This window comes from Bradyrhizobium sp. SZCCHNRI2009 (genome assembly GCF_032485115.1).
In the GTDB taxonomy this organism is placed as follows: domain Bacteria; phylum Pseudomonadota; class Alphaproteobacteria; order Rhizobiales; family Xanthobacteraceae; genus Bradyrhizobium.
Genome location: NZ_JAUEUH010000011.1, coordinates 124,396 through 144,881, shown reverse-complemented (window position 1 = coordinate 144,881; position 20,486 = coordinate 124,396). Strand labels below are relative to the sequence as shown.

Annotated in this window: 19 protein-coding genes and 1 pseudogene; 6 read left to right on the top strand and 14 right to left on the bottom strand. The window is 66.7% G+C overall.

Annotated elements, in window-relative coordinates; translation table 11 throughout:
* The first annotated feature begins 89 nt into the window (after positions 1-89).
* The gene (locus QX041_RS30600; RefSeq protein ID WP_315718169.1) at positions 90-749 is read left to right on the top strand and encodes an aspartate/glutamate racemase family protein; all 660 of its coding nucleotides are present in this window, start codon (positions 90-92) and stop codon (positions 747-749) included.
* Positions 750-1,005: 256 nt separating this feature from the next.
* On the opposite strand, the gene QX041_RS34440 is transcribed toward QX041_RS30600, so the two are convergent.
* The 3 genes and pseudogenes from QX041_RS34440 to QX041_RS30590 all read right to left on the bottom strand — a co-directional run bounded on the left by QX041_RS34440 (position 1,006) and on the right by QX041_RS30590 (position 3,304).
* Positions 1,006-1,155: a hypothetical protein gene (locus tag QX041_RS34440; protein ID WP_410051905.1), complete on the bottom strand. Its 150-nt coding sequence runs from the start codon at positions 1,153-1,155 to the stop codon at positions 1,006-1,008.
* 6 nt (positions 1,156-1,161) lie between these two features.
* Positions 1,162-1,901: pseudogene (locus QX041_RS30595) on the bottom strand (nitrilase-related carbon-nitrogen hydrolase); the annotation flags it as partial.
* Positions 1,902-2,074: 173 nt separating this feature from the next.
* Positions 2,075-3,304 (bottom strand): amidohydrolase family protein, encoded by a 1,230-nt coding sequence (locus QX041_RS30590; RefSeq protein WP_315827062.1) that lies wholly within the window; start codon positions 3,302-3,304, stop codon positions 2,075-2,077.
* Between the two features lie 256 nt (positions 3,305-3,560).
* On the opposite strand from QX041_RS30590, the gene QX041_RS30585 reads away from it, so the two are divergent.
* The 3 genes from QX041_RS30585 (at position 3,561) to upp (ending at position 6,957) form a co-directional block, all read left to right on the top strand.
* Positions 3,561-4,817: a GTP cyclohydrolase II gene (locus tag QX041_RS30585; protein ID WP_316167641.1), complete on the top strand. Its 1,257-nt coding sequence runs from the start codon at positions 3,561-3,563 to the stop codon at positions 4,815-4,817.
* A gap of 15 nt (positions 4,818-4,832) precedes the next feature.
* Entirely contained in the window at positions 4,833-6,056 is a 1,224-nt protein-coding gene (locus QX041_RS30580; protein ID WP_316167639.1) for a URC4/urg3 family protein, read from the top strand.
* Positions 6,057-6,327: 271 nt separating this feature from the next.
* On the top strand, positions 6,328-6,957 hold the full coding sequence (upp, locus tag QX041_RS30575; RefSeq protein WP_231327004.1) for a uracil phosphoribosyltransferase: 630 nt from the start codon (positions 6,328-6,330) through the stop codon (positions 6,955-6,957).
* Between the two features lie 6 nt (positions 6,958-6,963).
* Here upp and QX041_RS30570 read toward each other — a convergent pair whose 3' ends face one another.
* The 7 genes from QX041_RS30570 to QX041_RS30540 are packed head-to-tail and all read right to left on the bottom strand — an operon-like array spanning position 6,964 to position 13,447.
* The gene (locus tag QX041_RS30570; protein ID WP_316167635.1) at positions 6,964-8,337 is read right to left on the bottom strand and encodes an amidohydrolase family protein; all 1,374 of its coding nucleotides are present in this window, start codon (positions 8,335-8,337) and stop codon (positions 6,964-6,966) included.
* Positions 8,334-9,227, bottom strand: a complete 894-nt coding sequence (locus QX041_RS30565; protein ID WP_315750305.1) for a polysaccharide deacetylase — start codon at positions 9,225-9,227, stop codon at positions 8,334-8,336. Before QX041_RS30565 ends, QX041_RS30570 begins: the two co-directional genes overlap by 4 nt.
* Positions 9,214-10,032 (bottom strand): ABC transporter substrate-binding protein, encoded by an 819-nt coding sequence (locus QX041_RS30560; protein WP_315717750.1) that lies wholly within the window; start codon positions 10,030-10,032, stop codon positions 9,214-9,216. The genes QX041_RS30565 and QX041_RS30560 overlap by 14 nt, the downstream gene beginning before the upstream one ends.
* Before the next feature lie 4 nt (positions 10,033-10,036).
* Positions 10,037-10,801, bottom strand: coding sequence for an amino acid ABC transporter ATP-binding protein (locus tag QX041_RS30555; RefSeq protein WP_410051902.1), 765 nt, complete (start codon positions 10,799-10,801; stop codon positions 10,037-10,039).
* Positions 10,801-11,655 carry an amino acid ABC transporter permease gene (locus QX041_RS30550; RefSeq protein WP_315717751.1) on the bottom strand — a complete coding sequence of 285 codons (855 nt, stop codon included), beginning with the start codon at positions 11,653-11,655 and terminating at the stop codon, positions 10,801-10,803. The genes QX041_RS30555 and QX041_RS30550 overlap by 1 nt, the downstream gene beginning before the upstream one ends.
* Entirely contained in the window at positions 11,652-12,473 is an 822-nt protein-coding gene (locus QX041_RS30545) for an ABC transporter substrate-binding protein (protein WP_315717752.1), read from the bottom strand. Before QX041_RS30545 ends, QX041_RS30550 begins: the two co-directional genes overlap by 4 nt.
* 23 nt (positions 12,474-12,496) lie before the next feature.
* A complete protein-coding gene (locus tag QX041_RS30540) occupies positions 12,497-13,447 on the bottom strand; it encodes an N-carbamoyl-D-amino-acid hydrolase (protein WP_316167632.1) in 951 nt (316 codons plus the stop codon).
* Between the two features lie 179 nt (positions 13,448-13,626).
* Here QX041_RS30540 and QX041_RS30535 point away from each other — a divergent pair, with 179 nt between their 5' ends.
* Positions 13,627-14,565, top strand: a complete 939-nt coding sequence (locus tag QX041_RS30535; protein WP_315717754.1) for a LysR family transcriptional regulator — start codon at positions 13,627-13,629, stop codon at positions 14,563-14,565.
* Positions 14,566-14,674: 109 nt separating this feature from the next.
* Here QX041_RS30535 and QX041_RS30530 read toward each other — a convergent pair whose 3' ends face one another.
* A complete protein-coding gene (locus tag QX041_RS30530; protein ID WP_316167630.1) occupies positions 14,675-15,463 on the bottom strand; it encodes a creatininase family protein in 789 nt (262 codons plus the stop codon).
* 303 nt (positions 15,464-15,766) lie between these two features.
* Entirely contained in the window at positions 15,767-16,009 is a 243-nt protein-coding gene (locus tag QX041_RS30525; protein WP_315717756.1) for a hypothetical protein, read from the bottom strand.
* Between the two features lie 1,245 nt (positions 16,010-17,254).
* Between QX041_RS30525 and QX041_RS30520 the strand changes: the two genes are divergently transcribed.
* Positions 17,255-17,689, top strand: coding sequence for a DUF2267 domain-containing protein (locus tag QX041_RS30520; RefSeq protein ID WP_315750299.1), 435 nt, complete (start codon positions 17,255-17,257; stop codon positions 17,687-17,689).
* A 67-nt stretch (positions 17,690-17,756) separates the two neighbouring features.
* Here QX041_RS30520 and QX041_RS30515 read toward each other — a convergent pair whose 3' ends face one another.
* Positions 17,757-19,670, bottom strand: a complete 1,914-nt coding sequence (locus QX041_RS30515) for a nitric oxide reductase activation protein NorD (RefSeq protein WP_316167629.1) — start codon at positions 19,668-19,670, stop codon at positions 17,757-17,759.
* Positions 19,671-19,673: 3 nt separating this feature from the next.
* Complete coding sequence (locus QX041_RS30510; RefSeq protein ID WP_316167627.1) at positions 19,674-20,483, bottom strand: CbbQ/NirQ/NorQ/GpvN family protein; 810 nt, start codon at positions 20,481-20,483, stop codon at positions 19,674-19,676.
* Between the last annotated feature and the right edge of the window lie 3 nt (positions 20,484-20,486).

Here is a 20,486-nt window from a genome sequence, read left to right as displayed (position 1 = left end):
CGAGGTGACCGCATCGGCCCCATTGCGTCAGCCGTGGCATAGTGGTTGCCTGTCACGCGCCGTCAACACTGAAGAAGCAGGTAGCTCCCATGTCCCGCCCGCGCATCACCGTGATCAATCCGAACTCCAACCAGGTGGTCACCGACGGCTTGGCGGCGGCGCTGCAGCCGCTGATGTTCGCCGACGGGCCGGAGATCGTCTGCGAGACCTTGAAGGAAGGTCCATACGGCATCGAGAGCCAGAAGGATGCCGACAGCGTCACCCTGCCGCTGCGGCGTTTCGTCGAGGGCGACAACGCATCCAGCGCGTTCGTGATCGCCTGCTACAGCGACCCTGGCCTGCATGTCTGCCGCGAGGCCACGGCACGGCCGGTGCTCGGCATCGCCGAATGCGGCGTGCTCACCGCGCTGACCCGCGCCGATACGTTCGGCGTGCTCGCCATCGCGCAGCGCTCGATCCGCCGCCACATCCGCTATCTCCGCCAGATGGGCTTGATGGATCGGTTGGCCGCGGAGCGCCCGCTGGACATGACCGTGGCGGAGACGGCGTCAGGTGAAGGCACTTTGGCGAAGATGATTGCGGTCGGCCGCGCGCTGAAGGAGGAGGACGGCGCCGGTGCCATCGTCATGGGCTGCGCCGGCATGGCACGGCATCGCAAGAACCTGGAGGACGCGCTGGGAATTCCGGTGATCGATCCGACCCAGGCCGCAGTGACCATGGCGCTCGGCGCGGTGGCGTTTGCGGGGTGAGTGGTTCGCACATCCGTCGTTTGCCCCTGCACGGACCTGCCCGGCCGGCCATCTCACACTCCGCTGTCGTCCCGGCCTTGAGCCGGGACCCATAGCCGCCGGCCGACGTGAGGCAGGCAACTGTCAGCTCCGTTCCTCGATAGCTTCCGCGGTATGGGTCCCGGCGTTCGCCGGGACGACACTGTTTGTGTAGCGGCGCTCGTGCCTGACAATGCAACTGCTGATCAGCGTGGTCAGGCCCACTCTCTCTCCTGCCTCACTCCGGCGGCACCGCGCCGGTGCGGCTGGTGATCAGCCCGTAATGCTCCACGCGGCGATGCCTGGCGAAATCGAAGATCGTCTGCTTGCCGAAGCGCGTCGCATCCATGTCGCACGGCACCACGAGCACCTCGTCGCCTTCGGTCACCGCTTCGGCGACGATCTCGCCGTCGGGATTGACGATCAGGCTGCCACCGATCAGGTGATGACCGTCCTCGACGCCGGCCTTCGCGACCGCGACGACCCAACACGAGTTGTGATGGCGCCGGCCTGCGCGGAGAGCCGGTTGTGGAACAGGCGCTGCTGCAGTCCCTCGGCCGATTTCAATGAGTTCACCGACGGCGTGTTATAGCCGATCAGCACCAGCTCGACGTCCTGCAGCCCCATGACGCGATAGGTCTCCGGCCAACGGCGATCGTTGCAGATCGCCATGCCGATAATGCCATCGAGACTGCGCCAGACGGGAAAGCCGAGATCGCCCGGCTCAAAATAGCGCTTCTCCAGATGCTGGTGGCTGCGCTCCGGCTCGAACTCCTCGTGGCCGGGCAGATGCACCTTGCGATACTTGCCGACGACGTTGCCGGCGCGGTCGGTGAGAACTGCCGTGTTGTAGTGGTGCCCGTCCGGTGTCAGCTCGGCATAGCCGAGATACATGGCCATCTGATGCTGCGCGGCGCGATCGAACAGCGGCTGCACGGCCGCATTGGGCATCTCGCGCTCGAACCAGCTGTCGACTTCGGCCTGATCCTCCATGTACCAGCGTGGAAAAAACGTGGTCAGCGCCAGCTCCGGGTAGACGATCAGGTCGGCGTCCTTGCGCTTGGCCTCGTCCATCAGTGCGATCATGCGCGCGACGACCGCCTCGTGGCTGTCAGCGCGCTGAATCGGTCCCATCTGGGCGGCGGCGACGTTGATCACGCGCATTGCAGAACTCCTATCCGGACTCCGACGTCATTGCGAGCGAAGCGAAGCAATCCAGGGCTACACGAGGACTCTGGATTGCTTCGTCGCTTCGCTCCTCGCAATGACGAATGTGGCGACAGCGTCATGCAACACCCCTCATCGTTTCACCCCGGCCGGTACAGCACCGGCCGCGTCCGCGAGAACGACGGCCGGCCGCGCTTGAGGCCCCAGAGCGGCTGCGCCAGGGTCGCCACGGCCTCGGTCGGCGTCGCCGCATCGATGCAGACGAGATCGGCCGGCGCGCCGACCTCGATGCCGTAGTCATCGAGCCGCATCAGCCGCGCCGCGTCGTGCGTGACCATGTCGAGACACCCCGCAAGATGATCCGGCCGCGAGACGTGGCAGACGTTGGCGTAGAGGTTCGCCATCCGGATCAGCGAGCCGTCGCCATACGGCGTGAACGGGTTCAGCACGTTGTTGGTCGAGAGCGAGCAGGTCACCCCTTGCGCGCGCAGCGGCTCCAGCGGGACCACGCCGCGCGGGATCGCATGATCGTGCCGGCGCCCCATCAGATGCAGGTCGGTCGAGGGCAGCACGGTGACTGCGACGCCGGCATTGGCGAGCTGCGTTGCGATCGCGTCGAAACGCTCCGGCGGCAGCAGCGACAGCTGCGTGACGTGGCCGACCGCGACGCGTCCGCCCCAGCTGTATTCCTCCGTCTTGCGGCAGACATATTCGATCTGCATGTGATCGAGCGTCTCGGCAAGATCGAGATGCATGTCGATGTCGACGTCGTGCTCGCGCGCGATCGCGAAGATGCGGTCGATCTGGGCCGGCGGGTCGGTGTCGAAATACGGGGCGGCGCCGATGGTGCGTGCGCCGCGGCGCAGGCCCTCGATCAAGAGCTCCTCGGTGCCCGGATAATTGGTGAGCCCTTCCTGCGGAAACACGCAGATCTCGAGGTCGAGCGCCCAGGCATAGTCGCGCGCGAGCTGCTGGATCGCCTCGAAGCCGATGAAACCGATGCCGGGATCGAGCTCGACATGGGTGCGCATCCGCATCGTGCCGTGGCTGACGCAGCGCTCCACGGTCTGCTTCGCCCTGTCATAGACATCGTCGGCCGTGAAGTTGCGCTTGGCGGCCGCAGTCTCGCGCACCGCCTCTGCCACGGTCCCTTCCCTGATCGTGCAGCGGTCGAGGATGCAGGTCTTGTCGAGATGGATGTGCGTCTCGATGAAGCCGGGCACGACGAGGCAGTTCTCGGCATCGCGCTGTTCGCCGTCGGCCTGCAATGACGGCGCGATCGCCACGATGGTGCCGTCGGAAATCCCGATATCGGCCCGGCGCAGCTCACTGTGCTGCGCCAGCACCGCATTGCGAATGATCAGGTCCATGCCGCCGTTGCCGTCGAGAATTCCAGATGCGCGCCAAGCTGGCGGCGTCGCCTGCAAAAGGCAAGCGCCATGCCAGGGCCTGACGCCGCGGGACCGCCGACCGGGATCCGAAACCATTCGTTTACAAATAACCGGCCACCCGGGACCACTTGTTTGGCGGGGAAAAACTGCTATATTGGTGCATGGAAAACGTGAACGCGTTCTGCTCAGGCCCGTCGTCAAGGCGGGCCGTTGCCGTTTTGGGGGTGGCTGTCCGATGACTCGCTCCAACCGTACGGATCACATCCGCCTGACCTCGCACCCGGTGCCAGGCGCCAAGCATAATTTCCCGCTCCACTGGGGCGCCGAAAGCGCACGCGAGCGCGGCCCGATCATCGGCACGGTATCACGTCCGCAGGACCGCAACGTGATCGGCAGCCATGGTGGTTCCTACACGGTCTACCGCGCGCTCGCGGTATCATCAGGTGCGCTCGATCCGATCCGCCGCCCCGATCTCACCAACACCCATCCCGCCGCCACGATCGGCCCGTTCGCGCAGTGGCGAGATCCGGCGAAGATCGTCGCGCTCGATCCCTGGGGCCATCTGGTGGCCGAGAATTTCGGCGGCGAGATCGCGGAAGGAATCGATATCCGGCCGACGATCGCCGTGACCAAGGCGCGGATCGAGCTTCCTGAGTTGCATGCGGCGCTCGCGGCCAAGCGCCTCGTTCATGACGGCGACGTCGTGCATGCCAACGGCAGCGTCTCCGTGGTGAAGATCGCGATCGACCCGGTGTGGTACCTGCCCGGCGTGGCCGCGCGCTTCGGCACCAGCGAGACCAGTCTACGCCGCGGCCTGTTCGAGCAGACCGGCGGCATGTATCCGGAGCTGGTGACCCGGCCCGACCTGCAGGTATTCCTGCCGCCGATCGGCGGCACCACGGTCTATCTGTTCGGCGACGTCGACAAGCTCAATGACAGCCGGACGAAGATCACATGTCGCGTGCATGACGAGTGCAACGGCTCCGACGTGTTCGGCTCCGACATCTGCACCTGTCGCCCGTATCTGATCCACGGTATCGAAGAATGCGTTGCGGCCGGGCAGAACGGCGGCCTCGGCATCATCGTCTACAACCGCAAGGAAGGCCGCGCGCTCGGCGAGGTGACGAAGTTCCTGGTCTACAATGCGCGCAAGCGCCAGGAGGACGGCGACGCCGCGGCGGCCTATTTCGAGCGCACCGAATGCGTCGCCGGCGTGCAGGATGCGCGCTTCCAGCAGCTGATGCCCGACGTCATCCACTGGCTCGGCATCAAACGCATCGACCGCTTCATCTCGATGAGCGACATGAAGCATGACGCGCTGGTGGGCCAAGGCGTCGATATCGTCGAGCGCGTGCCGATCCCGGACGAGCTGATTCCCGCCGACGCCCATGTCGAGATCGCGGCCAAGAAGGCGGCCGGCTATTTCTCGCTGGAGCCGCAGAAGCCCGAGGCGCTCGGCGACACCGTCGGCCGACCGCTCGAGAAGTACTGAGCGCAGCAGCCGATCATGAACGACGTCGCCTATCTCCTCTCGGCCCGCGCAGTGCGCGAGCGGGCGCATCAGCTGCTTGCGCTCGGTCTCGCCGACAAGCTGCCGCACTTCCGCATCGATCTCGCGAAGCTCGATGCGATTGCCGACCTCGTGCTCGACGTGACCCGCAGGGCCTATCCCGATGGCGAGGTGCCGTTCCACTCGCGCTGGCGGCATTTCGTGGTCGGCGGTGTCGATCGCTGGGCCGCGATCGCCGACAATGTGAATTGGCCGGATGCGGCTTCACGGGCGCGCGCCGAGTTCGATCTCGCCGTCACCAGCGTGCTGCTCGACGCCGGCGCCGGCGCGGCGTGGCGCTATCAGGATGCCGTGACCGGCGCGCGCATCGGCCGCTCCGAAGGGCTGGCACTGGCGAGCCTCGACATGTTCGCACGCGGTGCGTTTTCGGCCGATGCAAGCCATCCGCTGCGGGCCGACGCCGCGAAGCTGCAGCACATCATCGTCGCCGATCTCGAACGCGGCTTCCAGGTGAGCGCCGACAATCCGCTGGTCGGACTCGAAGGCCGCGTTGCGCTGCTGCGCCGGCTAGGCGAGGTCACGGCTGCAAAGCCGGATATCTTCGGTCGGAAAGATACCCCACGTCCCGGCGGTCTGTTCGATCAGCTCGCCGCCGGTGCGATCGGCGGCCACCTCCAGGCCGCCGACATTCTGCAGCAGGTGCTGCTGCAGCTCGGCCCGATCTGGCCGTCGCGGCTGACGCTGCAAGGCATCGCGCTCGGCGACTGCTGGCACCATGCTTCCCTGGTCACCGATGACGCGACCAGCGGTCTCGTCCCATTGCACAAGCTGTCGCAATGGCTGAGCTATTCGCTGATCGAACCGCTGCAGCGCGCCGGCCTCGTGGTCGAGAACATCGACGGCCTTACGGGACTCGCCGAATACCGCAATGGCGGCCTGTTCGTCGACGGCGGCGTGCTGGTGCTGCGCGATCCCGCCGATGCCGCGCGGGCGCATGCCGTTGATTCCCCGCTGGTGGTGGAATGGCGCGCGCTGACCGTCGCCCTGCTCGATCGCCTGGCCGCGCTGATCCGCCAGCGCACCGGCCAGACGGCGGAACAGCTGCCCTTGGCGCGCATCCTCGAAGGCGGCAGCTGGGCCGCCGGCCGCAAGCTCGCCTTCGAACGCCGTCCCGACGGCTCGCCGCCGCTGACCATCCTCAGCGACGGCACGGTGTTTTAAGAGGTGTTTGGTAGCCTTGCTTCATAACAGCCGACGTCATTGCGAGCGAAGCGACTTGTCCGCCATAGCCCGAAGGGCGACGGCGGAAGCAATCCAGGGCCCGGAAGAAAGTCTGGATTGCTTCGTCGCTTCGCTCCTCGCAATGATGCGATTCATAAGTTGCGCGTAGGGTGGGCAAGGCGCAGCGTGCCCACCATTCCAAGCTGAGCTAGTATCAGGTGGGCACGGCGCTTCGCGCCTTTGCCCACCCTACGCTTCGGAGATGAAAGCCATGGAAGGCGTCACGGTCGTCGATCATCCGCTGGTGCAGCACAAGCTGACCTTGATCCGCGACAAGTCGATCTCGACCAAGTCGTTCCGCGAGCTCTTGAAGGAGATCGGCATGCTCCTGTGCTACGAGGTCACGCGCGACCTGCCGCTCACGGAGGTCGAGATCGAGACGCCGCTGGCGCGAATGCAGTCGGCCAAGATCGCCGGCAAGAAGCTGGTGTTCGTGCCGGTGCTGCGCGCCGGCGTCACCTTCGTCGACGGCATGCTCGATCTGGTGCCGACCGCCCGCGTCGCCCATATCGGCCTGTATCGCGAGCCGCAGACCTTCACCGCCGTCGAGTATTTCTTCAAGGCGCCGTCCGACCTGCACGAGCGCCTCGCCGTCGTGGTCACGCCGGTGCTCGCGACCGGCAACAGCGCAGTCGCCGCGGTCGACCGGCTCAAGGAGCGCGGCGCCAAGGATATCCGCATGGTCTGCATGATCGCGGCGCCCGAGGGCGTCGAGCGCGTCCGCGGCCTGCATCCCGATGTCGCACTGTGGACCGCCGCGATCGACGACGGCCTCGACGACGACGCCTTCATCGTCCCCGGCCTCGGCGACGCCGGCGACCGCGCCTACGGCACGCGGTAGCAGCATTCAGCCGGCGAATGCGGCCTCCGCCTCCGGCAGCGCCCAGATCCTCTCGATCGCGGCAGTCCCTGCGGCGGTGATGGCAGCCTCGTCACCGTGGAGATAGCGGCCGTCGTGGATCAGCAGCCGGCCGTCGATCATCACCTGGTCGATGTTGGCGCGGTTCGCGAGCGCGATCAGGCCGCGGCGCGGGTCGTGTAGCGGCTGAAGATGTGGATGCGTCATGTCGACGACGGTGAGGTCGGCGGTCGCGCCGGGCGCGATGACGCCGAGATCGTCGCGCTTGATCATGGCGGCGGCCGTCGTGGTGACGGCGTCGATCAGTTCCGGCGCGCTCGCCGTCTCGGCGCTTCCCAGCGCGATCTTCGAGATCATCGACGCCGCGTTGAGCTCGCCGAGCAGATCCATGTTGTAGCCGTCGGTGCCGACCGCGGTGCGGACGCCATGCGCGGCGAAGCGGCCGAAGGCGGCGGTGACTCCGGCGCGCGCGAACACGCGCGGGCAGTTCAGCACGCCGGCACCACGCGCCGCCATCAGCGCAAGGTCCGCATCGGTCGACGCGTGGCAATGCGCCGCCAGCAGATCGGGTCCGAGCAGGCCGAGCCAGTCGAGATATTCGGCCGGGGTGCGGCCGCCATGGCGCTGCGCGATCGTCGCGACCTCGCCCGCGCTCTGCGCCATGTGCGTGGTGATGGGAACGCCGAGCTCGCGCGCCCGGCTGGCAGCCGCGCGCAACAGATCCGGTCCGCAGGTATCGGTCGCGTGCGGGCTCATCGCAAGACGAATGCGGCCGTCGCCCTGGCCGTGCCAGCGCTGATGGAGCGCATTCCAGACCGCCATGTCGGCCTCGCCGTCATCGCCGGCGTAAGTCACGACGCCGGAGGCATCCGCCTTGGCATCGCCGGTCGAGAACAGATAGGGCGCGCCATAGAAGCGCAGGCCCATCTCGAGAGCCGCATCGAACAGCTCCGGGATCGTGTTGCGGAACGGCTCCATCACCGTGGTGGCGCCGCCCTTCAGGAGCTGCAGCACCCCCATGCGGCCGATCGCCAGCCGCTCCTCCACCGAAAGGATCTCGGCCCCGCGCTTGGACAGCGGCAGCAGCACGGTGTAGACGATGCTCTTGTTGTTGCGCCGGCCGTTGCCGTCCTCGGTGAGCGTGCGTGCGATCGCCTCGCTGAAGATGTGGTTGTGCAGGTTCAACAGGCCCGGCAGCACGAAGCGGCCCGGACGATCGAACACCTCGTCCGCCGCCGGCCGATCGCGCGTCACGGCCGCGATGCGCCTGCCCTCGACCAGCACCCAGTGATCGCGCAGGACGTCCTGCGCGCCGTCCTTGCGCGTCAGCACGTAGCTGCCGAAGATCGCCGTCGTACTCATGCGTCCTTCGCTTCCGCCGCCTCATGGCGCTGGTAGTTCGCCGCGATCTCGGCTCCGGTCGTGATCCACACGTCCCGGCACGATTTGGCGTAGGTCAGGAACTCGCGCAGCAGCCGGAAGCGCATCGGCCGGCCCGAGACCTGCGGATGCAGCACGGTCGTCACCATCGCGCCCCAATCGCGGACTTCGTCCAGCTCATCCTTCCACATCGACAGCACGTGCTCTTTCGGAAAGATCGAGCGCGGCGAGAACCGCGCCGACAGGCCGTGCATCCAGTCGTCATAGCTCGCGGTCACCGGGATTTCGATCGTGCCCGGCGAGCCGGAGGCCAAGCGATGGCGATAGGGCCTGACGTCATCGCGGAACGAGGAGGTGTAGACGATGCCCTGGCGCACCAGCGCTGTCAGCAGCTCCTCGCAGAACTCGCCGAACGGCGCGCGGTAGCCGATCGGCCGGATTCCGAGCCGGCGCTGGATCGCCTCGAAGCCGCGCTCGATCTCCTCGACGATGAAGGGATCGCCGGGATCCGGCAGCAGATGGTGATAGCCGTGATGGCCGATCTCGTGGCCCGCCTTCAGCACCGCTTCCGCCATCGCCGGATGCGCATCGACCGCCCATCCCGTGATGAAGAACGTCGCCTTGAGATCGAGCTCGGCGAGCAGCTCGAGAAGCTTCGGCGTGCCGACGCGCGCCTCGAAGCCGCCGAAGCTCATCGTGACCAGACGCGCCGCATGCGCGGGATCCTTCGAGGTCCAGGCGCTCTCGGCGTCGATGTCGAACGAAAGGAACATCGCCGCTCTGTGCGGCGCAGGCCATGGATAGTCCGGCGCCGGCGGCGCGGTGTTGGCGGGAACGACCGGGATTCCCGCGAGCGCCTTACTGTCCAGCATTGATCAGCACCTTCTCGATTCCATTGTCGCTCAGCTTCCACTTCGCCAGCAGCGCCTTGTAGCTGCCGTCGGCAATCAGGCCCTCCAGCGCGGCGCGCAGCGCCTCGCGCAGTTCGTCCGCCTTCACCGGCGTCGCCAGCCCCGTATATTGGTACGCGATGGGCGTGCCGACCGGCACGTAAGTGTTCGGCTCGAGATCCATGATGTAGGGCAAGGTCTCGTTGCCCTGCACGGCGGCGTCGATGCGGCCCTGCTTGAGCTGCGTGCGGGCGTCGGCCGAGCCCTCGGTGCCGACGAACTCGATTCCGCTCGCGCCGCAGTTCTTCTCGCTCCAGGCGGCGATGTCCTTCGGGAACATCGTGCGCCTGGAGGCGCCGACCCTCTTGCCGCACAGCGCCGTCGGCTCCTTGAACTCGCTGGCGCGCGAAGCCTGCACGAAGAATCGCGGACCGCTGCGCAGGTAGTCGATGAAGGTCGCGGTATCCTGCCGGCTCTTGTAGTCGGTCATGCCGGTCAGGATGATGTCGAAACGCTGCGTGGCGAGGCCCGGCATCAGCTGGTCGAAGCTGGTCTCCTGCCACACCGCGTTGACGCCGAGCTTCTTGGCCAGCGCCTCGCCGAGCTCGACGTCGAAGCCGGTCAGGGTCGCGGTGGCCGGATCCTTGAACTCCATCGGCGGATAGTTCGGCACCACCGCGATGCGCAGGCCGTTCTGCTTGATCTCGGCCGGCAGCTCGGCGGCGAGAGCCGCGCCCGCCACGGCCGCGCTCATGAGCCCAGCCAACACGATCGACTTCAATTCCATCACCTCACCCCACTTCAGCTGCCAGAAATGCCTTGGTCCTCGCCTCGCGCGGCGCACGCAGCACCTCGCCGGCCGGACCACTCTCCACGATCACGCCCTGGTCCATATAGACGACCCGGTCGGCGACCTCGCGCGCGAAGCCGAGCTCATGCGTGACGACCAGCATGGTCATGCCGGACCTCGCCAGCTCCTTCATCACACCGAGCACCTCGCCGACCAGCTCCGGGTCGAGCGCCGAGGTCGGCTCGTCGAACAGCACCAGCCGCGGCTTCATTGCGAGCGCGCGTGCGATCGCCACGCGCTGCTGCTGACCGCCGGACAGTTGCGCCGGATAGGACTGCGCCTTGTCGGCAAGGCCGACCCGGCGCAGCAGCGACAAGGCCTCGTCCTTCGCCTCGGCAAGCCTGCGCCTCTGCACCTGCACCGGCCCCTCGATCACGTTCTCCAGCGCCGTCATGTGCGGGAACAGGTTGAAGCGCTGGAACACCATGCCGCAGGCGAGGCGTTGCCGCGCGATCTCGCGCTCCGACAGCCGATGCAGCCGGCCGGCCGTCTCGTGGAAGCCGAGCAGCGTGCCGTCGAGCCAGATGCCGCCGCTGTCCGCCGTGGCCAGCTGGTTGACGCAACGGAGCAAGGTGGTCTTGCCGGAGCCGGATTGCCCGATCAGGCACACCACCTCGCCCTCGAAGACATCGAGCGAGACTTGCTTGAGCGCCTGGAATTCCCCGAAGCGCTTGCTGACCTGACGGATGGCGACGAGCGGCGTCATCAGCGCCCCCGCGCGATGCCACGGGCAAAACGGTGTTCGAGCAGCATCTGCAGCGGCGTCAGGACCGAGACCACGAGCAGATACCAGAGGCCGGCGACGATCAGGAGCTCGATGACGCGCGAATTGGCGTAGTAGATGTTCTCGGCCGAGTGCAACACCTCCGGATACTGGATCACGCTGGCGAGCGAGGTCGCCTTGACCAGGCCAATGAACTCGTTGCCGAGCGGCGGGATCACCACGCGCATCGCCTGCGGCAGGATGATCCGGCGCAGCGCCTGCAGCCGTCCCATGCCGATCGCCTGCGCCGCCTCGTATTGCCCGATGTCGACCGAGAGCAGCCCTGCCCGCATCACCTCCGAGGTGTAGGCGCCCTGGTTGATGCCGAGCCCGAGCAGCGCGGCCAGGAACGGCGTCATCACGTCGACGGCGCGCGCGCTCCACAGGCCGGGGATGCCGATGGTCGGAAACACCAGCGCGAGGTTGAACCACAACAACAACTGGAGGATCAGCGGCGTACCGCGAAACAGCCAGGTGTAGCCGGCGGCGACCGACCGCAGCACCGGATTGGGCGACAGCCGCATGATCGCGACGACCACGCCGAGCGCGATGCCCAGCGCCATCGCCGCGACGGCCATGACCATGGTGTTGACGATGCCGCGCAGGATCACCGGCGCGGTCACGAAGCGTTCGACGTAAGACCATTCGATCTGGCCTCTGGCGAAGGCGCGGCCGATCGCCAGCAGGATCACGACAATGACGGCAGCCGTAAGCCAGCGGCCCCAATGCGCCTTGCGCGCGATCCTGTGCGCCGACAGGTCGGGAAAGCCATCGGCCAGTACGTCGGCGCGGCTCATTGCGGCGCCGCGTTGAGCATCGGCTCGCGCACCGCATTGGCGCCGAGACCCCATTTGTCGAGAATGTCCTTGTAGCTGCCGTCGGCGATCATCGACTTGAGCTGTTCGGTCACGACCTCGCGAAAGCCTGCATCGTCCTTGCGGAACATGATGCCCTGGTAGCCGAAGGCGATGGGCTCACCGACGATGCGATACTTGCCGGCCTCCTGCGACTGCGCATAGGGCAAGGTCTCGCTGCCCTGCACGGCGGCATCGATGCGGCTCTGCTTGAGCTGATTGCGGACATCGATCGAGTTCTCCCCCGGCACATATTGCGCGGCAGGCTTGCCTGCGGCCTCGCAATTGGCCTTGCTCCATTTCTCGATCTCCTGCGGGAAGCTCGTCGAGCGCGTGGTGCCGATCTTCCGGCCGCACAGATCGGTCGCGACCTTGGCATCGCTCTCCGCCAGCACGAAGAACTGCGGGCCGGTGACGAGATAGTCGACGAAGTCGGCGGTCTCGCGCCGCGAGGCACGGTCGGAGATGCCCGAGATGATGAAGTCGGCGCGCCGGGTCTGCAGCGAGGGAATGAGTTCGGCGAACGCCGTCTCGCTCCACACGATCTTGACGCCGAACCGCTTCGCCAGTTCGTTGGCGAGATCGATGTCGAGCCCCTTCAGCTCGTTGGTGGCGGGGTCGTGATATTCCATCGGCGCGTAGGTCGAGTTGACCGTGAGCTTGAGCACGCCAGCCTGCTTGATCTCAGCGGGCAGCTCCGCGGCCCCCGCCGGAGCAAGCGAGGCGAGGATGACGAAACCTGCGAACAACGAACGGCGCATCCTGCAACTCCCCACGTGAACGGCTAATCGACCACGACCGGCTCGACGGCGCCGGCGCGCTCGGTGATGAGCCTGTACTGATCCGGCCGGCGATGCGCCGCGAAGTTGAACATCTTGTCCTTGCCCTGGCGGCACAGATCGAGGTCGATGTCGGCGACGACGACCTCGTCAGCGAGCGTCTTCGCCCGCGCCACGATGCAGCCATTGGGATCGACGATGCAGGAGCCGCCGATCAGCCCGCTGCCGTCCTCGTCGCCCGCCTTTGCGACCGCGATCGCCCACGTCGCATTCATGTAGGCGTTGGCCTGCGCCACCAGGGTCGAATGGAAGGTACGCAGCGAGGCATCCTCGGTGTTGCCGCCATTCGGATCGTAGGCTGCGGAATTGTAGCCGACGCAGACCAGCTCGACGCCCTGCAGCCCGAGCACCCGCCACGATTCCGGCCAGCGCCGGTCGTTGCAGATCATCATGCCCATGATGGCGCCGCCCCACTCGCGGCCGGCGCGCACGGCCGGAAAGCCGAGATCGCCATAGCCGAAATAGCGCTTCTCCAGCTGCTGATACTTGGCACTCGGGCGCGGCTCGACGGAGCCGGGCAGATGCACCTTGCGATATTTGCTGATGATCTCGCCGTCGGGATCGACAAGGATGGAGCTGTTGAAGCGGCGTCCGTCCGGTGTCAGCTCGGCATAGCCGACATAGAAGCCGACGCGAAGCGCCCGCGCCCGGTCGAACAGCCCGGCAACGGACGGGTTCGGCATCGCGCGCTCGAAATAGCTGTCGAGCTCATCGCCTTCGAGGATCCAACGCGGGAAGAAGGTCGTGAATGCGAGTTCCGGAAACACCACCAGCTTGGCGCCCTGGGCGGCCGCCTGTTCCAGGAGCCCGATCATGCGCGACAGCGTGTGCCCGCGGCTGTCGGCGCGCTGGGTCGGCCCCATCTGGGCGGCGGCCGCGCGGAAGATACGGCTCAAAACTCTGCCTCCGATCTGTGCGTCATGCCTTTCCAGCAGGCGGCATCACCGCCCTCTGCGACGCGCAAGAGAAGCATCAATGAAGCGAAACCGGCGCAGGAATTGCAACCAGTCGGGACGACCTCGGTCTATGATATTTTGGCCGAGACCATCACCCGGGCTAATAGGGCGACCATGCCATGAACCTGCGCCAGTTGGAGATCCTGCGGGCGGTCATCCGCCACCACACCACGGTCGCTGCCGCCGAGGAGCTCGCGCTGTCGCAGCCTGCGATCAGCAATGCGCTCAAGGCGATGGAGGCGCAGGCCGGCTTCACGCTGTTCGAGCGCGTCAACAACCGGCTGTTCCCGACACCCGAGGCGATGACGCTCTATGAGGAGAGCGAGGCGATCTTCACCCTGCACGCCCGGCTGGAAAACCGCGTGCGTGACCTGCGCGAGCAGAAGACGGGTCATCTGTCGATCGTCGCCACGCCGCCGCTCGCCTACAGCATCATCCCGCCGACCTTGTCAGGCTTCCTGCGGCGCCGGCCGCAGACGCGGATGTTCTTCGACGTGCGCCGCTACGAAGGCATCATCGAGGGCGTGCTCGGCAACGTCGCCGAGCTCGGCTTCGCGCTCGGACTGTCCGATCATCCCGGGATCGCCCATGAGGTCGTGCATACCGGGGAGATGGTGTGCGTGATGCCGGCCCTGCATCCGCTTGCCGAATGCGACGTGATTTCAGCGCGGGATCTCGCCGGCTTCCCGCTGATCGGCCTCGAACGCGGCACGCGCCTCGGCGAAGCGGTGCGCGAGAGCTTCCGGCAAGCCGATGCCGACTTCCAGCCGACCGTCGAAGTGCGTTACTGCAACACGGCCTGCGTGCTGGCTTCGACCGGCGTCGGCGTCGCCGTGGTCGATCCATTCTCGCCGCGCCAGGGCGGGCATGATCTCGTGGTACGGCCGTTCACGCCGAGCACCAAAGTCTCGGCCTATGTGCTGTGGTCGGAGGCGCGGCCGCTGTCGAACCTGGCGAAGACGTTTCGCAGCGAGGTGCGAAACGCGAGCCGCAGTCTTGCGGACGGCCTCGACGCGATCGGGGCTCCGAGCCTCGCCGCTTCCGCGCAGCGCGGCTGAGCTTGCCGATCGGCATGCGTCCATCAAACCCGTGGACGTATCGTTTGCGGCGCATCATCCGAAACGCCCGCCTGCGACGGGCTTCTCGGGAGGATGCTCCGCGTCACTGTCATCTTGCGGCTGGCGGCGGAATTGGTGCAGTGGACCATGGCTCGCCCGCCCGCAATCGCGCCGCCAGCGCCGCCGCGCAGCCGGCGAGCAGCTTCTCGCCCTTTGCAGCAGATGCCTTGCGCGCATCGCCTGCGACGCCGGAGGTGGTGATGTCGGCGAACGATCTGAACATTTTCAGCGACGGGACCAGCGAGCCCATGATGTCGAAGCTCGGCCCAAAGGCAGCGTCGATTCTCGCCGCGTCGACGAGGCCGGGATGAGCCGCCATCATCATCGAGGTCTCGGCTTCGCAGGCATGCATCACGCCCGCCTGATCCTCGAGGACCTTGGCCATGGTCTCCCGCCCTTCCATGAAATAGGTCGTCGTCGCGATCGGCGCATTGAGCTCGCGCGTCAGTTCGCCGGTGAGGGTGGCCAGCGCCTGGATGTTGCCGCCATGGCCGTTGACGATCACGATGCGGCGGAAGCCGGCATTCAGAATCGAGCGGCACAGGTCTCTGAGCACGGCGTGGTAGGTGGAGAGACTGAGGGTGAAGGTGCCACCGAACGGAACGTGATGGTCGGCGAGCCCGCACCAAACGGTCGGCGCGACCACGATGGGATGGTCTGGAGTCAGCTCCAGCGCGGTGCGACGGCAGACCTCGCTGCACAGGAAGTCGTCAACTCCCGTCGGCAGATGCGGGCCGTGCTGCTCGGTCGAGGCCACCGGCAACAGCACGATCGCGTCTCGGGCCGCGAGCGCGCGAAGCGCTGCGGCGGAAAGTCTGTTCCAGGCGGTTTCGGTCATGATGGCTGCTCGCATGGTCGGAGATGAGGCAGATTGGCTCATATCACGCAGCCACCGCAACAGCCCATCCCGGCGTATCTGGCGCGCAGGCCGACAGTCGCCTGCGTGCACCCCAGCCCGCACGCCACTGCGCGATACTGCGCCCTCTCCCACAGGGACGAGGACGCGGCGACCGGCACCGCACCCTCGGCTACATCAGGAGCATGCTCTCCATGCACTCAAACATCGACAGCGATTGCGGCCTCGACGAGGTGCAACGGCCGTGCGTTCTCACGGCACCACGGCCCGCGCGGCAGGCCGGTCTCACGCCCGCGTCAGTTCGATGTCGTGGGTCTGCTTCGTCTCCGCGTCGTACACCCTGATCTGCAACATCGGAAACCGGCGCTTGAGGTCATGCGCGCCGTTGTGTGCGCCATCCTTGGTCTTGAATTCGGTCTTGATCTGACCATCGACCACGACGGCATAGCCGGTCAGCGGAAGGTCGTTGCCGGATTTGTCTTGAGCAGGCTTGTTGTGAACAGACTTCTCTTGGGCAGACTTGAGCATTGCGAGCCGACGTCGATTCGTGAGTTGAAAGGGGTGTCGAGCGCGCGATCTCTCCGCCTCGGACGACTCCGATGTAAGGTGAGTCTGTCGCGACGAGCAAGCGAAGACGTGTTCTTCACAAGCAGGGCGATTACGGGTTCAACCTGACGGCGCAGCGCCGGCCCGCGATGATCTCGGGATGTTCGGCGCGAACGAGTCGCGCAAGTTCCGGACTTGCAACGCGAACGTTCCGGTCGCTCGCCATCATGCGCGCCACCGCGAACAAGGAGCGCCGTGGTCGCGCGTCTCTCAGCGCCCGCCTCGCGCCGCCCCCCAAGGCAGCAGCCCGATCCCAACTTGGATGCGCTCTGCGACTGAGCACGGGTAGACGCAAAATCCCGAGGCCATCGGACGAACGAATCAGCATGACCGCCATGCGCGAATTGCCCGTCGTGCCAGTCTGCCGCAGATAAACAGCTTGCCCCGTCGGGCAAATCAGGACGACATTTCCGCGCATCCCGCCTCATGAAGAGGGGCGTGTCGCGAACGTCACGAGACGTGGAGTGCGGGATGCGATGGACGCGACGTGTCGCAGCGGGTGTCATGCCTGCGGACGAACGGCACGGCGCGGACGGCGAAGTCGCATGGTCCTGGCGCCGCGACGCTGGCGTCAAGCTCGTGACGAGGTTTCAGCCTCGCGCGGGTGACGGTGGCAAGACAGCCCGTTCACCGGGGAGAATGCGTATAAGCCGTAACACTATCGCGCAGGGAAGGCCGGGATGTCTCAGCCGAACCTGTGGTTCCTGCCCCGTGCATTCTTTCCGCACGGGGGCCATGGGGGCGGCGAGCTCCCGGCCTTCCCTGCGCCCTCTCACTTGAAGAGGGCTCCGTCAAGCAAGACTCGGGCGCGATAGGCGCCGCGAGATCGCGACGTGCTGATTTGTAGACGTTCTGTTTGTCGATGGCTGTTTATCAGTGTGAACTGCTGACCACGTGCCGCGCACGGGACCACGACGATCCCCGTAAGATGACGGATGGGCTTGCCGACCGCTGGTGCCGCTGCGGCAGCGAGGGATCGTAAACGACTGCGCGGGACGTTGACCCGCCATTTACCTCACGGTCCAACCACGACATCGTGATTTGATGCAGGTCAACATGCCCGGCCCGAACGCACCACCTACTGACAAGGCGTTCAAGCGAATCAGGCCTTGCCGTTACCTCGTTCGGCGTCCCTCGAACGGTCCTGTGCACTTCATGGAGAACCACATGAGCGAGACCGGCGTGACCGCCCTGGATCACACCGTCCAGGAAACCAACATCTGGCTGAAGGCCATCGAGCAACGCCTCGCGCTGGCGAGCCGGCAGCAGGCCTACAACGCACTGCGTGCCGTGCTGCATGTGCTGCGCGACCGTATGCCGATGGCCGTCGCCGTGAATTTCGGCGCCCAGTTGCCGATGCTCATTCGCGGGATCTACTACGAGGGCTGGCACCACGCGGCAACCCCGACCAAGGACCGCCATCTCGAATATTTCGTCGATGACATCTTCCGCCAACTGCCGCCGCAATTCCCGGTCGATCCGCTCACGGCTGCGCGCGGCATCTTCGAAATTCTCTGGGAGAAGCTCGATCCCGGCGAGTTCGACAAACTGATGGGCCACCTGCCGGTGCCGCTGCGCAATCTGCGCGAGCCGGCGACCTGAGGGCCGCACCCCTTCCATCAGCTGGCCGGTTTCGGTCGTCGGTACGGCGGCAGTGCGCCTCTCGCCTTCAATGCGCGAGCTGCCGGTACAGCGCCGGCAGCGCGGCGGGCAGTCGCCTGATGTTGCCGACGATGGCGTAGCCGCGGCGGCCGAACAGGGTGGGAAAATACGACTGCGCCGACGCATCGATGGTCACGCCGAACACCGCGACGCCGCCGCGCCGCGCTTCCTGCACCGCCTTGCGCGTGTCCTCGATCGCGAACCGCCCCTCATAGTGATCGACGTCGTTCGGCTTGCCGTCGGTCAGCACCAGCAGCAGGCGCTTGCGCTCGGATCGCTCGGCGAGCTGGCTGGCGGCATGACGCACCGCCGTGCCGATACGCGTATAGTAGCCGGGCCTGAGCGCGCCGATGCGGCGCTCGACCCGCCCGCTCATCGGCTCGTCGAATGCCTTCACGGTCTCCAGGCGGACCCATGAGTTGCGCCGCGAGGTGAAGGTGAGAATGCTGTGGCTGTCGCCGCAGGCCGACAGCCCATGCGCCAGCACCAGCAGCGCCTCCTTCTCGACGTCGAGAACGCGCACGCCGTCGATCCACGCATCGGTCGATAGGGACACGTCGACCAGGAGAGTCACCGCGAGATCATGCGCGAGCGGGCGCATCGCCAGATGCACGCGATCAAGTCCGCCATGGCCGGCATTGAGATCGCTGCGCGCGCGCACCAGCGCGTCGATGTCGAGGTCGTGGCCGTCGGCCTGCGCGCGCATCACCTCATGACGCGGCCGCAAGGTCTCGAACCTGCGCCGCACGCTGCGGATGCGCCGGCGCATCGCATCGTCCGGAGACCACGCCTCGCCCGCCTCGGCGGCATCGCCGGTCACGACGCGGCAATGGTCCGGCAGATAGGCGCCGCTGCGATAATTCCACTCGGGATACAGCCGACCGCTGTCGAGCCGGGCCGTGTCCACCGCCTCGGGCGGCAGGTCGAGATCGAACTTCAGCTTGCTCGCCGGACGCCCCTTGCGCCTGGCGATCGCGAGCTCATCGAGATCGTCGGCAGCCTTGCGGGCGTCGTCATCGTCGGTATCGTCGGAAGGGCGATCGACATTGACCATCTCCGCCATCGCCAGGATCTTCTCGAAGCGGTTGAGAATGAATGGATCGCGCTTGGCCGTGTCGTCGCGCTCGCGCCGCGCGAAGCGTTTGCGGGTGTCGGGTGCACCCTCCTGCTCTGCGGGCGTCTGCGTCTCGTCGTCCTCGCGCGCCGCGGCAACGGCATCGCGGCTCCAGCAATCGCCCCACAGCGGACACGGCAGCATCGGCCGATAGCCGGGCGGGGCGGCCTCCGGCAACGCGCCGCCAGCGATGACCGCATTCCACAGCGCGCCCTTGGGCGGCGCGCCGGCGCCGAGCAGGGCCATGACGATGTGCTCGACCTGCTGCTCGAGCCGAGGCAGCGGCCGCCGCGGACGCGCCACAGCCAGCGCTTCGGCGAGTTGCGCATGCGGACGCGCCAGTCCAGGGAAGCGCGCCAGCACCAGCGAGGTCGTCTCACAGGCCCGGCGCAGCGCCAGCAGATCATGCCGCAGCGGATCGCGCTCCGCGATCGGCTCGACCGCCATGGTCGCGAACCACGCCGCGAGCCAGTGATAGAGCTGCGTATTGAGCGCGCGACCCGGCAGCAGCGCGATGGTCTCCGGCAGGAACACGGTGGCGCCATCGCGCCCGGCCTGATCGAGGCATTCGTCGCCGAGGCCAATGCGCTGGCGCCAGCCGAGCCGATGGCCCGATTTGCGCGCCTTGGCTCCGGCGACCTGCACGCCGCTCTCGCCGCCCAGCGCGCGGAACATCACGGCGATGCGGCCGCTGATCTCGTTCAGGGCGACGGCCTGATCCGGATGGACCGGATAGCTCGACGTCGTGCCGACCAGGCGATGCCAGGCGCGGCCGACGGTCTCCTCCAGTTCGAGGAAGTCGAGCATGGCTCACCCGATCACGGCATGCGCGACCTCGCGCAACGCGGCCTTGACGTCGGCGTCGTCGGTGAGCGGCTCGATCATCGCGGCGAGCACGGCGTCCGCGATGGATGCTCCGGCAGCGACGAGCGTCGCGCAATAGACCAGGAGCCGCGTCGAGACGCCCTCCTCCAAGTCATGGCCTTGCAGCGCTCGCAGCCGATGCGCGAGCGCCACCAGCGGCCGAACGCGCTCCGGCGCCAGCCCGCTCTCGGCGGCAACCACCGCGATCTCCTGCTCGGCGGGCAGGAAGCCGAATTCGATGGCGATGAAGCGCTGCCGTGTCGATGGCTTCAGCGCCTTGTGCAGCGACTGATAACCCGGATTGTAGGACACCACCAGCATGAAGCCGTCGGGCGCGAGCAGCTCCTCGCCGGTGCGCTCCAGCGGAAGAATGCGGCGGTCGTCGGTGAGAGGATGCAGCACGACGGTCACATCCTTCCGCGCCTCGACGACCTCGTCGAGATAGCAGATGCCGCCCTCGCGCACCGCGCGGGTCAGCGGGCCGTCGGTCCACACGGTGTCACCGCCCTTGAGCAGATATCGCCCGGTGAGGTCGGCGGCGGTGAGGTCGTCGTGACAGGCGACCGTGTGCAGCGGCAGGCCCAGTCGCGCCGCCATGTGCGCGACGAAGCGGGTCTTGCCGCAGCCGGTCGGCCCCTTCAGCAGCACCGGTAAGCGATGTCGGAACGCATGCTCGAACAGCGCGCATTCATTGCCGGTCGGCGTGTACGAGGGGAACGACAGGACGGTATCGATCGCGTGCAGCACGAGCTTCATGAT